Genomic DNA, 12,331 nt, shown 5'->3' with positions numbered 1-12,331 from the left:
GTTCATGCTTTCATTTTGAAAATCCTACATCATGACAATAAACACTATGACTAAATCACCAGTTCAAAATCTTTATCAAACCGACTTTGCGCTGTGGATTCAAAACACAGTCAATAAATTAAAATCTCAAGATTTTAGTCATGTAGACTGGGAAAATTTAATTGAGGAGATAGAAGCTTTGGGGGGGAGAGATAGAAGAGAATTAGAAAGTCGCTTAACTACTTTATTTGAACATTTACTAAAACGTCATTATGTCAGTTTACCCGAATGTTATCGCGGTTGGGACGTAACCATTAGCCGTACCCAACAGGAACTAAAACGGATTTTTAGAGATTCCCCCAGCTTGCGTAATTATTATTTAACTGTCAGCGATGAATGTTATCAAGATGCAGTGAGAAATATGAGTAAGGAATATGATACTAAATTCCCTGAAGATTGTCCTTTTCCAAAAGAGATAGATAGCTTATTAACTACTAACTAAATTAATATCTGTCAGAATCAGGATTTAAGGATGAAGAGGATGAGAATTAAATAACCTTCTACATCCTGTTTATTCTTTCATTGTGAGAATCATAATTCAAACAAGGTTTAGTAAAATTTGTTACTTAATCCCTAGTCCAAAAAATAACTGTCTATACATTATCGGCTAGATAGAGATAAAATTGAGAAGTATCCGGCATTTACCTTCACGGAGATTTTGGCCTGATGTTGCTGTGCCTCAGAATTGAGAATTTTGCCCTCATCGACCAACTGGAGTTGGATTTTGGCGCTGGGTTGAATGTGCTAACAGGGGAAACCGGCGCGGGAAAGTCGATTATTCTGGATGCGATTGATGCGGTTTTAGGTGGGAAAGTCTCTAGTCGTGTGATTCGCACGGGGACTAGTCGCGCTTTGGTAGAAGGGACTTTTAGTATCAATCCTTTTTTGGCTGCTTGGTTGAGTGAACAGGAAATTGATTTAATTGATGATCAGGCGGTAGTTATTAGTCGAGAGATTGCTGCAACTGTCAGTAATATCCGCAGTAGGTCACGGGTAAATGGGGTGTTGGTGAATCGGCAAATCATGGGAAGTTTGCGCGATCGCTTGGTGGAAATTACCGCCCAAGGGCAAACTGTACAAGTAGGACAATCTGCCCAAGTCAGAGATTGGTTAGATTTATATGGTGGTGATTCTTTAATACAACAACGTCAACAGGTAGCTGTTGCTTTTAGTGCATATCAACAAGCACACCAAACTTTAGAAAAACGTCGCACTTCGGAAAGAGAACGCTTACAACAACTCGATTTATTGACTTATCAAGTTCAAGAATTGAGTGCAGCAAATCTCGATGATCCGCAAGAAATGGAACAATTAACCCAGGAAATGCAACGCCTGAATCATGTTGTTGATTTGCAGCAAATGAGTTACAAAGTTTATCAAGCTTTGTATCAAAATGAAGATGAAACTCCTACTGCTGCTGATTTATTGGGAGATAGTGAAACGATATTAAATCATATTGTTGAGTTTGATTCCCGAATGCAATCTATGTTGGAATTGGTGCGGGATGCAGTCGCAGCAGTGATGGAAGTAGGCAGACAAATTAGCATTTATGGGGAAAGTTTAGAAGCTGACCCACAGCGGTTGGAGGAAGTAGAGGAACGGATTCGGGAATTAAAACAAATTTGTCGCAAGTATGGACCGACTCTTACGGAAGCGATCGCTTATTTTGAACGCATCCAAATAGAGTTAGCAGAACTTAATAACCATGAACAATCAATTGAGACTTTAGAACAACAAGAACAGGTCTGTTTACAATATCTCAACCAAGTCAACCAAAAATTGACCCAACTGCGTCGTAAAACTGCGGCTAATTTAGAATCTCATTTATTGGCTGAACTCAAACCTTTAGCGATGGAAAAGGTAAAATTTCAAGTGGAAATTGTGCCTAGTTCCCCAACAGCTATGGGTGCAGATAAAATTACCTTTATGTTTAGCCCTAACCCTGGTGAACCAATACAACCTTTAACAGAAATTGCTTCCGGTGGGGAAATGAGCCGATTTTTACTAGCTTTAAAAGCTTGTTTTAATCAACATGATGGTGCGGAAACAATGGTATTTGATGAAATTGATGTGGGTGTGTCGGGAAGAGTTGCCCAATCTATAGCTGAAAAATTACACCAACTGAGTCAAAATCAACAGGTATTATGTGTGACTCATCAACCTTTAATAGCAGCAATGGCAGATCGACATTTTCGGGTTGATAAACAGGTGATTAATAAAAATGGTCATGCTGAACAGCGGACAGTTGTGAGAGTTACCAGCTTGGATAATTTAAGTACCCGTCGGGAAGAATTAGCACAGTTAGCAGGTGGAAAATCCGCAAATCAGGCGATCGCATTCGCTGAATCTTTATTATTACAAGCTGCTAACCACCGTCGTCAAGAACAAAGTTAAATTTTGAACCCAGGGTATATTTTGTGTATTATACATTGACCAAATTTAAATATACCTTTTTCATAACCCTGGGAGATAAGTTGTATGCAACGTTTCTACATCCTTTTTCACCAGATGTCTATTCCGTAAGTTCTAAAAATGGTGACGAAAACTGATAGCTAATAACCAGCCGATGAATACTTACTCAACAATTGCAAAGATATTTGACAAATATTCACTCTAATTATGACTTTTCTTAGAATAAAGATAATCAGAAAAATTCTGAAGTTTGTGAATCTTGAATTTTGAATCAATTTTCATCATAATCTTCAAAAAATGAGGTGTAGACAATGACTATCATTGCTCCACGTCGAGAAGAATTCGATTTCTTTGAACTATGGGATCGTTTTTGCGCTTGGGTAACTAGCACAGAAAATCGTCTATATATAGGCTGGTTTGGCGTTTTAATGATTCCCACTTTGTTAGCTGCCACCACTTGTTTTGTAATTGCTTTTATCGCTGCACCAGCAGTAGATATGGAAGGAATTAGAGAGCCAATTCGAGGTTCTCTGATGGATGGAAATAATCTCATTACAGCCGCAGTAGTACCAACTTCCGCTGCAATTGGTCTGCACTTTTACCCAATTTGGGAAGCAGCTTCCATTGATGAATGGCTTTACAATGGGGGACCATATCAACTAATTGTGCTGCACTTTTTGATTGGGATTTGGTGTTATTTAGGTCAATTATGGGAATTAAGTTACCGTTTGGGTATGCGTCCTTGGATTTCCATCGCTTATTCTGCACCAGTCATAGCAGCCACATCAGTATTGCTAGTTTACCCAATTGGTCAAGGTAGCTTTGCTGACGGTTTACCCCTTGGTATAGCGGGTACATTTCACTTTATGTTGGCATTCCAAGGAGACCATAATATTTTGATGCACCCCTTCCATATGTTGGGAGTTACAGGAGTATTTGGTGGTGCATTATTGAGTTCCTTACATGGTTCGTTAGTAACATCTACCTTACTGCGAAAAACGGACGAAAATGAATCTCCTAATGCTGAATATAAATTAGGTCAACGTCACGTAACCTATGACTATTTAGCAGGACATTATGGTTATCTTGGTCGCTTGTTGATTCCCTGGTTTGCAAGTCGAAATCACCGTTCATTTCATTTTTTACAAGCTGCATTACCAACAATTGGTATTTGGTTTGCCGCGGCCGGGGTGGTGAGTATGTCCTTTAATTTGAATGGTTTTAACTTCAATCATTCGATTTTAGATAGCCAAGGTGCAGTAATTAGAACTGATGCGGATATGCTCAATCGAGCTAATTTGGGTATTCAAGCAATGCACGCTCCTAATGTCCATAATTTCCCAGTCATTATGTCTAGCGGTGAACCTATTCCTGTTAATTTGGTTACGTTGTAGATATTTGAGGTGGGTTAGTTAGTGATTAACCCACCATTTAACTTTTCAAAGTTCGATAAAGTTTGATATTGTTTTTTAGTATTCCATGAGAATTTAAATCTCAACTAAAACTGACAAAAATTGATTAATTTCTTCCCCAGTATTATAGTGTGCTAATCCAATTCGCAGAAAGCCACCAGATGTTTCTACATCTAACTTTTCTGTGAGTTCAATAGCATAAAAATTACCATGCCAAGTAAAGATGCCTTTTTCTCCTAAAATCTTCGCTACATCTGCCGGATATTTCCCTTCAATTGTGATAGAAACCGTGGGAGTTCTCCATATAAAAAGGCTTGGATCAGTAATACCATAAACTGTGACACCAGGAATTTCTAACAACCCAGAAATCAACTTTTTACTTAATTCTCTTTCATATTGTTGAATAGCTGACATTGCAGCTAACAAAGCCGCACGACGACTATGATAAGCTGAAGCTAACTCATGACTAGGTTGTTCCGGTGAAGTGAGAAAACGGGGACAATGAAAAGTAGTTAAACCTTCCCTATCTGCTTCTATTAAAGAATCAAGTAATTCATTATCTAAAGTTGGAGATACGTGACAACCTAACTTTGCTAAATAATTAATTGTGGCTACCAAACCCGCTAAACCTTCATGGTTCAAAGTTCCGGTTTCCCATTTTGATGGAACTTCATTAGATGCAGGTCTAACTTTATAAGGAGTTAAACGAGTTAAATGTTCTCTTTTTCCATATAAAATCCCAACGTGGGGAGCGAAGAATTTATAAGCGGAACAAACTAGAAAATCACAATCTAAATGATGGACATTAATCGGTGCATGGGGGGCATAATGTACAGCATCCACAAAAACTAAAGCACCAACAGCATGAGCTAATTTAACTATTTTGGCAAGATCATTAATTGTCCCTACAGCGTTAGAAGCATAAGTGACTGCTACTAATTTGGTGCGGGAATTGATTTTTGCTGCTAAATCATTTAAATCTAGGGTGCAATCTTCAACATTAATATCCACAACGCGAACATTTACACCCTTTTCTTCTAAAGCATACCAAGGAGCAATATTAGCTGCATGGTCAAGTGTGGTAACAAGAATTTCATCACCTGGTTGCAGTTCTCTACCAATAGCACGACTCACACTAAAAGTGAGAGTAGTCATATTCGCACCAAATACCACCTCATCATTATCGCATCCTAAAAAATCTGCGATCGCAGCTCGTGCAGAATTAATCACCGCATCAGTTCGCACACTGGTAGCAAAATACCCATGAGCATTAGCATTAGACCTAACTAAATAATCACTTATCCCATCCAACACCGCACCCGGTACTTGAGTTCCACCAGGACCATCAAAAAAAATAGCTGGATGACCATTAATTATTTGTGTCAAAGCTGGAAATTGAGAGCGAATCCATTTGATATCTAGAGATTCCATAAACAAATTTCCTCATTTTTTAACCAACTATACAGAGGAAAAAGAAATTTTTTAACCGCAGATAGACGCAGATAAACACAGATAATTAATCTGGCATTTTCTCAATCACTCCTCTGCGTTCCTCCGCGTTTAAAACTTATTTCTTTTGTAAAGCAACATTCTTCAAAATATTCATTGGACCCATATCTTTAACTAGCTGCATTTGTTCAGAATTTCGCACCAACAAAGCACCAGCAAAACCTAACGAATTGACAGAAATTGACTCGAATTCTTCTTCAGAACGCGGTACAATTAACATCCATTCTCGCGTAGCTAAAAGATTATACGCTCCAGATTGTTTATTATTATCAACAGCCTCAATACCGACCATTCCTAGTAAAGCATAATATTTTTCTAACGTCACCTCAGCATTTTCATCCCAGTTGAGAGTTGTAAAAGCGTGTAAAAAAGGAAGTCCGGGTATGGTTGCAATAGAATCTTGAAACTTAGCCTCTTTTAATAATGGTGTAATGGGAATCTCGGTCGCGGAAATAGGGACAATTTGTAAATGTTTATGTCGCTGACTAGCACCTGCAAGTTTACCACCGTTGTAGAAGACTAAACCATCAAACTCGGCTAAAGTTGCCCACATTGCGGCAAAATCTTCTAAAGTAAGTAAGCTTTCTTGTTCTTCAAAAGCGCGAGTAATAATTAATAGGTGATAATCAACAACATTGAATTTATTTAAAATGCAGACATGGGTATCAGAGATATCTGCTACAAATAAATCTTGTTCGTAAGGTAAGAATGGATTAAATTCTTTACCAGTTGCAGCCGTTTGTTTGTCTTGTTTTTCCTTAGCTGCTTTTTTGCGGTTGAGATTAGATAATATTCTGACGAGGAATTTAACTCCGTCTTGTTCGACAAATTCAAATTCTGTAGGTATAGATTTGAGCGCACCACATTTTAAAGCGTGTTCGGTAGTTTGTTTGACTTTTGTCCATAGTATTCCTGGTTCGAGTAGTATTTTCCCCTGTGTCATCTGTTTCTATGATTTATGACTTTTAGTTACGCCAACGTTGAATAATTGCAATGATCATCAGAATAATTGCCAAAGCCAAGGCTACATTCCTGATTAAAGAATTATCCCAGTGTTTGAGAGCGATCGCAACTAAAGCCCAAACCGTTACTCCTGTGTAGGGAATATCCTGGTATTTGCTCACCATCACACTACTAATTGCTGCTGCTGCGAACAACATAATTACAGTCCATATTGTGTGAGTAATGCCCCAACCATTCCAGTTATAAAAATACAGCGCACAGGCAACATTAACAATAGTTGCTACACTAATCCAACTCAGATATATACTAATAGGGGCATGAAGACAATACTTTTTACTTCTACTCACTCGCTTGATGCCAATTTCTAACCGCTGGTGAATAATAATTAAGGGGATCAAAATTCCTACCATTGCTACTATTGAAAGCATAAAAAATCTAGCTAGGAATAAATACACCCAGATAGATTGAGCTACAGAAGCAATTACCAACAGATATGCAGTGTTGCGTAAATCGGTATCCTCTTTTTGACTGGGAATAAATTGGTAAATTCCTAAAGCAAATAAACCTAAGTAAATAATTCCCCAGATAGCAAATGCGTAGTTAGCAGGAATAATCAAAACATCTTTAAATAAGGTGTTGGAAATTGCTCCTATATTGAGTCCGTTGAGGGGGAAAATATTGGATACTACGTTGATCAAAAAAGCACCAACGATAGCACCCAATGTGGTAATCTGCCGAATAAAATCCTGATTATTGCCAGAAGATGATTGTTGCATGGGATAGTAGAATAAAGTCAATTATTGTCTACTTTTAGCTTACATCTTATTGACTGGACAGGAATTTTTTCGGCTGGCATTATACCATGATGAAAGTATTTTGTGGTCTTATGGTTCTAGCAAATCATAATTTTGACAAAGGGTAATGAGTTTTTGTTTGATGAGCGATCGCACATTCTCCGGTGAGACTACAATACAATCAGCGGAATATTGCATGATTTCCCGAATAAACCAAAATGTATTTGATACTCGTCTAATTACTCGCTTCACTTTTGGTTGATCTGGTATCCATTCCACTCTGTTATCTTCTGGTTTAGTTTGATATGCAAACGCTAAGTTGTTCAATATGTGCATTTCCACATCTATTGCATCTAAGCTAGTACGCCATTTTCCAGTAATTTCCGTAACTGCTGCTTCGTTAATTCTGTCTAAACGAAAACACCAGTTATGTTTTAATTCTGGGATGTCAAAATTTCCTTCTGTTTCTTCGCACCAACAATCAAGATATTGACGCTTTTCGTGAGGAGTAATTTTGGCAAAGCGGACTGTAAAATTAAATACTCTTTCTGCTGCATCTTGATAAGCTAGTTGAAAGGGTTGTTGACGCAATATATAGTGATCCACTTGTAACCGCCAAGATGGGAGAGCATGATTGAGGAAAGCTTCAATTTCTTTCCGCATTGGTACGGATAATTCGCTGCGTTCAAGTAACAAATTAGCGATGATTTCCGCTTGTTCAACTTGTCCGATGTCGGTTAATGCGCCTATACAGCGATGTAAGGCACGAATACGGGAATCCTGCCAGTCATGATTTTTACCAACGATTAACTCACGTTGAGCGATCGCTTTGATGAGTTTGGAGATATTGGGATCATCTCCCCACATCATACCGAATTCGAGTGCGATCGCTTCTAGTTCAGATTTGTCTCTTTCTGATACCGACAGGGTTATAGACTGACCTTTTCGACTCATTAAAAGTGTCCGTATACTTTATACTTGTTTTCTCTTGCCAACTTTTATTTTCAGTGCCATTATAGGTTTTAGCAACGAGTTACGGACAGTTTTTCAATCAATCACCGAATATAGAATAGTAAAAAGGGGTAAATAGGGAGCAGCAATAATGAGTACAAATAATTTACTTTCTCGAATTTCCATTGATCCAAATATTTGTTTTGGTAAACCTTGCATTAAAGGTCATCGGATTTGGGTAGCTTTAATTTTAGATTTGCTTGCAGGTGGAGAAACAATTGAGGAAATTTTAGAAGCATATCCTAGTTTAGAAAGAGATGATATTTTAGCTTGTATTGCTTATGGTGAAGATAAACAGTATGAAACACCGCTTGAAAGAGAGATTTTAGCAAGGCTTTTTCCATTTTTACAAGAAATGAGAGGTATGTTTGCCTTTATTAATAGTCAGTATTGCTTGAAAATAAATCATGAGGATTTTTTTATTGATTTGCTATTGTATCAACGTCAATTAAAGTGTTTAGTTGCTATTGATTTGAAAACTGGAGAATTTACACCTGATTCGCTGAATATAATGCAGTTGTATTTACCTGCTTTAGATAATGTATCTCGACTACCAGATGAAAATTCATCAATTGGTATTCTTGTTTGTAAATCCCAAAATGAAACCATTGTTAAGTATTTAATACCAGAATCAAGTAAAAGAACTTATAAGGTTGTTTCGGCATTGCCACAGGAATTTAAAAATCAGCTTCCTGAACCAGAGCAAGTTGCTAAGTTGTTAGAAGGAATTGAATTAAGTAAACATTTAGATTAAAAAAATGAGATTTATTGATATTTACTAATTTTTAAGCACTAAGATTAGTAATATCTACTCCAAAGGACTTTCTTTACTAAATAGCTGAATCATGAACGAACAAACATTATTAGACAGAATCACATTTAACCCTCAAATCTTTGGCGGTAAACCAATCATTCGTGGTCGTCGTCTCGCTGTTGAACATATTTTAGGAATGTTAGCAGCAGGAGATACCATTGAAACTTTATTAGAAGCATACCCCTGGTTAGAACGGGAAGATGTGCAAGCCTGTTTAATATATGCACGGAGATTAGTTGGTCATGAACGAGTTGAACCTTTATTGATAGAGTCTCCAAGATGAAAATACTGCTAGATACTTGCATTAATGCTAGGGTGCTTAACGATTTACAAACGGCAGAATATGATGTGATTTGGTCTGGAGACTGGCCACAAGATCCAGGTGATGAGGAGATTTTAGCAACTGCTTATCGTGAAGGTAGGATTTTAGTCACCCTTGATAAAGATTTTGGAGAGTTAGCAATTCTGCGGGGAAATCCTCACTGTGGTATCTTGCGCTTAGTTAATCTCTCAACCAAAGAACAATCAATAGTTTGTTTACGAGTTCTTCAGCTTTACGGAAATGAATTATTGTCTGGTGCAATTGTCACTGCTGAATTAGATAAAGTCAGAATTAGACCACCTGAAAATAGATTTTGAAATTAAATTACAATTTCCATCCTTTAATATGATTAAACGCGGTCGGCTTTTAAATCGTCCTCCTAAATCCTTGGAGGAAATTTATTTCAGTGAAATTCGCCCCCAGCTTTATGAAAATCATGCACATCATGATCAATATGGTGTGAGAAAGGGTACAACCCTTGCAGAACATTTAGACTCTGCTTGTCAGTTTATTTTGACAGTTAGCCATATAGCACAAGTACCAGAAGATAAACGACCCTTGTTATTAGCAGCGACTGCTGTTCATGACCTGAATAAATTAGATTCTCAAGGACGGAACGTTAAAACCTTAGCTAGAGATAAGGACTTTTTAAAAGAAGAATTGAAAAAGGCTTTTGTAATTGGTTTTGTAGCTACTGATGATGATTTAGAATTAGTCAGAAAACTAATTGAACGCCATTCAGGTCATAATGTTAGTGATGGGGCGAGATTTTTACCAGAAGACCCAAATATTGAACGTTGGGCAGCTATGCTTACTGCTGCTGATTTGTTTGATTTAGGTATTCCAGATGCTCAAAGATTTCGCAAGATAGAAACAGAATTAACCGTTGCTTTTAGCAGAAAATGTAATCTTTTTCGAGTGCGTTTATCAGAAGATAAAGGTTATATTACATCTCTGTTATTGGGTGCTTGTGAAGAAGTTTTACAAAAGTATGGCTTTCATCCAATCGCAATTTTTCCAGATAGTGAACTGTTTGAAGGGTCAAATTTACCAAATGTAGATTTAACAAAAGAAATCGCTGCTGTTTGGCAAAGTAAAATTGATCAAGTTTTTGGTAATAATATTGAGAAACTTGTCAGACCCACCAAAGATGGTATCAAAGTTACTTATCAGGCTATTCAACAAAATGTTGATGAAGTTTTGGTTAATATTCAGGCTCTTTTAGAAAGGAAAAAAGCTGGTTATAAATCAGATAAGATTGTTAAAGATGTAAGTAAATGGGGAGATAATGCAGGTGAAGATGCAATCAAAAAAGCTGCTGAACTAGGATTATTACCTGTAAGTAGTGCAGAAGAATTTGCTATATCTGAAGGTTTGAAAGCAGCTTATCTGAGTTATCGAGAAGCAGGTTTAACTCCTAAAGAAGCTTGGGATAAAATTGCTCATCATACTGGAATTTCTGAACATCAACGTCTTGCACTTGAACCATTTAATGGTCAGTATGGACGACCTTTATTTGCTGCAAAAGCCGCTATTAATGGCATTGAAGGTATTAACGAAGCTCTCAAAGAGTCTTTTAAATTAAGAAATAACAGTACAGAAAATTCTGAAGAAATAGAAGTATCTGAAGAAATGATTTTAGCAGTTAACAGAATAGTAAATTTTCCTTTTGCTAATCAGCTAATTGGAATTAATGAATTAGATGCTTATGTAGAAGCTAATCCTAGACAAAGATGTTCTTTAGGTGCTACATCCAGTGAAATAGATGAATTAATTTCCGCAAATATGCCTCCCGGAACAAAAGTACAGGCTTTTTCCAATCGTTTACCAGGTGGTATTAGTGCCGAACCAAAAAGACAAGCAGATTCTATTGCTGCTTTAGCTTATCAACTAATGACAGTGGGTGCAAATTTTCCTAAAGTTAGCAAACAAGAACCTCTTTATTTACATTTAGCATTACCAAAAGGTTCTGCACCCGAACTTTTAAGAATTTGGCGCGAACTGTTACAACAACTAGCTGCAATAAATACCGAAGGAGGTACTGTTACTGTTGATCAATTACAACTTTATCGAAATCATCAGCTTGAATTTAAAGCTAATAAGGTAGTTGGTGCAGCATTACCTAAACGACCAGATTTTGTTCATACATCTGTGATTATTCCTTTAGTTTGGGGAGATATTAATGCTTCTTTAGCTTTACTAAAATCACTGAGATTAGGATTAGAAATATCTTTATCTTTAGATATTGGTTTTCCTTTTACTTTAAGCAGCAATATGGAGGTAGATTTATTTGATGATGTGTATGGCAGAGTTGAAGGTATTCCTGCTGCACTGCAACCATTATTGGGAAATGGACAATATTATCAAAGCCAGGATGCCGAAAAAATTCTTGAAAGATTACGTTGTCTTGGAGAATTAGCAATATCTGTTGCCAGCATTCAGAAATCTGATGATTGTTTGTATGATTTGTCTCGTACTTGTGATAGACCAATTGAACTTTACTTTGTTTTGTTACGTTGGATTTTACGAGAACAAGATGAGCCAAATTTAAGTGTTATTTGGAGTCGAATTTGTCAGCCTTTAAATACATTAATGGAGAGCTTTATGCCTAATGATAATTCACTTTTAACTAAGTATTTGAAAGAAGCTGCTCAAATAGCAGCAGAAGCAAACCTCAAGGGAAGTTCTTTCAAACGTACTGCTCAAACAGAACCTTTCACAGCTTTTATTACTGCCGTAAAAAATCAAAAACCTTATTTAGATTTGGAGGTAATGTTTGCAGCTTTAACCGAACAATATTACATACGGTTAGACCGCATTAATCGTGAATATCATGTAGGAGTGAAAAAACTTGAACAAGTCAAGCGTTATTACCAGGTATTACGCAAGCTATATGAGGAGGTTTACTCTGCACGTCCAGAAAAGTTGTTATCTGATCAAAAGACTTTAGAAGCTGCTTATTTATTTTTCTTAGAAGAAGCACGTACAAAGCTAAAAAATAAATCAGAAGATGATTCTGATGAAACAAATACAACTGTTTAATTAATCATTAACT

11 protein-coding genes are annotated in these 12,331 nt (G+C 36.9%); 7 read left to right on the top strand and 4 right to left on the bottom strand.

The genetic code is table 11. The annotated features are described in order from the left end of the window. Positions 1-31: 31 nt before the first annotated feature. The 3 genes from ACLLO5_RS04250 (at position 32) to ACLLO5_RS04240 (ending at position 3,845) form a co-directional block, all read left to right on the top strand. Positions 32-481, top strand: coding sequence for a DUF29 domain-containing protein (locus tag ACLLO5_RS04250; protein WP_413174241.1), 450 nt, complete (start codon positions 32-34; stop codon positions 479-481). Positions 482-705: 224 nt separating this feature from the next. After that, entirely contained in the window at positions 706-2,433 is a 1,728-nt protein-coding gene (gene recN, locus ACLLO5_RS04245) for a DNA repair protein RecN (RefSeq protein ID WP_413174240.1), read from the top strand. 329 nt (positions 2,434-2,762) lie between these two features. Further along, positions 2,763-3,845 carry a Photosystem Q(B) protein 1 gene (locus tag ACLLO5_RS04240; protein WP_413174239.1) on the top strand — a complete coding sequence of 361 codons (1,083 nt, stop codon included), beginning with the start codon at positions 2,763-2,765 and terminating at the stop codon, positions 3,843-3,845. Between the two features lie 93 nt (positions 3,846-3,938). On the opposite strand, the gene ACLLO5_RS04235 is transcribed toward ACLLO5_RS04240, so the two are convergent. From ACLLO5_RS04235 to ACLLO5_RS04220, 4 genes are all read right to left on the bottom strand, one after another. Further along, positions 3,939-5,294 (bottom strand): cysteine desulfurase-like protein, encoded by a 1,356-nt coding sequence (locus tag ACLLO5_RS04235; RefSeq protein WP_413174238.1) that lies wholly within the window; start codon positions 5,292-5,294, stop codon positions 3,939-3,941. Between the two features lie 136 nt (positions 5,295-5,430). After that, positions 5,431-6,315: an ATP adenylyltransferase family protein gene (locus ACLLO5_RS04230; RefSeq protein ID WP_413174237.1), complete on the bottom strand. Its 885-nt coding sequence runs from the start codon at positions 6,313-6,315 to the stop codon at positions 5,431-5,433. 22 nt (positions 6,316-6,337) lie between these two features. After that, positions 6,338-7,111: a tryptophan-rich sensory protein gene (locus tag ACLLO5_RS04225; protein ID WP_413174236.1), complete on the bottom strand. Its 774-nt coding sequence runs from the start codon at positions 7,109-7,111 to the stop codon at positions 6,338-6,340. Positions 7,112-7,219: 108 nt separating this feature from the next. Further along, positions 7,220-8,083, bottom strand: coding sequence for a helix-turn-helix transcriptional regulator (locus ACLLO5_RS04220; protein ID WP_413174235.1), 864 nt, complete (start codon positions 8,081-8,083; stop codon positions 7,220-7,222). A gap of 148 nt (positions 8,084-8,231) precedes the next feature. Here ACLLO5_RS04220 and ACLLO5_RS04215 point away from each other — a divergent pair, with 148 nt between their 5' ends. The 4 genes from ACLLO5_RS04215 (at position 8,232) to ACLLO5_RS04200 (ending at position 12,318) form a co-directional block, all read left to right on the top strand. Continuing rightward, a complete protein-coding gene (locus ACLLO5_RS04215) occupies positions 8,232-8,894 on the top strand; it encodes a PDDEXK nuclease domain-containing protein (protein WP_413174234.1) in 663 nt (220 codons plus the stop codon). A gap of 91 nt (positions 8,895-8,985) precedes the next feature. Next, a complete protein-coding gene (locus tag ACLLO5_RS04210) occupies positions 8,986-9,237 on the top strand; it encodes a DUF433 domain-containing protein (RefSeq protein WP_413174233.1) in 252 nt (83 codons plus the stop codon). Then, positions 9,234-9,593, top strand: a complete 360-nt coding sequence (locus ACLLO5_RS04205; protein WP_413174232.1) for a DUF5615 family PIN-like protein — start codon at positions 9,234-9,236, stop codon at positions 9,591-9,593. Before ACLLO5_RS04210 ends, ACLLO5_RS04205 begins: the two co-directional genes overlap by 4 nt. A gap of 28 nt (positions 9,594-9,621) precedes the next feature. Next, complete coding sequence (locus tag ACLLO5_RS04200) at positions 9,622-12,318, top strand: CRISPR-associated protein Csc3 (protein ID WP_413174231.1); 2,697 nt, start codon at positions 9,622-9,624, stop codon at positions 12,316-12,318. Positions 12,319-12,331 lie beyond the last annotated feature (13 nt).

Source organism: Anabaena azotica SJ-1 (assembly GCF_047275885.1).
Lineage (GTDB): Bacteria > Cyanobacteriota > Cyanobacteriia > Cyanobacteriales > Nostocaceae > Trichormus_B > Trichormus_B azotica_A.
This window is presented reverse-complemented; position numbering and strand designations above follow the sequence as displayed.

Bases quoted from the DNA above. Each gene is read 5' to 3' on its own strand.
- ACLLO5_RS04250 (WP_413174241.1), top strand. From the start codon at position 32: ATGACAATAAACACTATGACTAAATCACCAGTTCAAAATCTTTATCAA.
- recN (WP_413174240.1), top strand. From the start codon at position 706: ATGTTGCTGTGCCTCAGAATTGAGAATTTTGCCCTCATCGACCAACTG.
- ACLLO5_RS04240 (WP_413174239.1), top strand. From the start codon at position 2,763: ATGACTATCATTGCTCCACGTCGAGAAGAATTCGATTTCTTTGAACTA.
- ACLLO5_RS04235 (WP_413174238.1), bottom strand. From the start codon at position 5,294: ATGGAATCTCTAGATATCAAATGGATTCGCTCTCAATTTCCAGCTTTG.
- ACLLO5_RS04230 (WP_413174237.1), bottom strand. From the start codon at position 6,315: ATGACACAGGGGAAAATACTACTCGAACCAGGAATACTATGGACAAAA.
- ACLLO5_RS04225 (WP_413174236.1), bottom strand. From the start codon at position 7,111: ATGCAACAATCATCTTCTGGCAATAATCAGGATTTTATTCGGCAGATT.
- ACLLO5_RS04220 (WP_413174235.1), bottom strand. From the start codon at position 8,083: ATGAGTCGAAAAGGTCAGTCTATAACCCTGTCGGTATCAGAAAGAGAC.
- ACLLO5_RS04215 (WP_413174234.1), top strand. From the start codon at position 8,232: ATGAGTACAAATAATTTACTTTCTCGAATTTCCATTGATCCAAATATT.
- ACLLO5_RS04210 (WP_413174233.1), top strand. From the start codon at position 8,986: ATGAACGAACAAACATTATTAGACAGAATCACATTTAACCCTCAAATC.
- ACLLO5_RS04205 (WP_413174232.1), top strand. From the start codon at position 9,234: ATGAAAATACTGCTAGATACTTGCATTAATGCTAGGGTGCTTAACGAT.
- ACLLO5_RS04200 (WP_413174231.1), top strand. From the start codon at position 9,622: ATGATTAAACGCGGTCGGCTTTTAAATCGTCCTCCTAAATCCTTGGAG.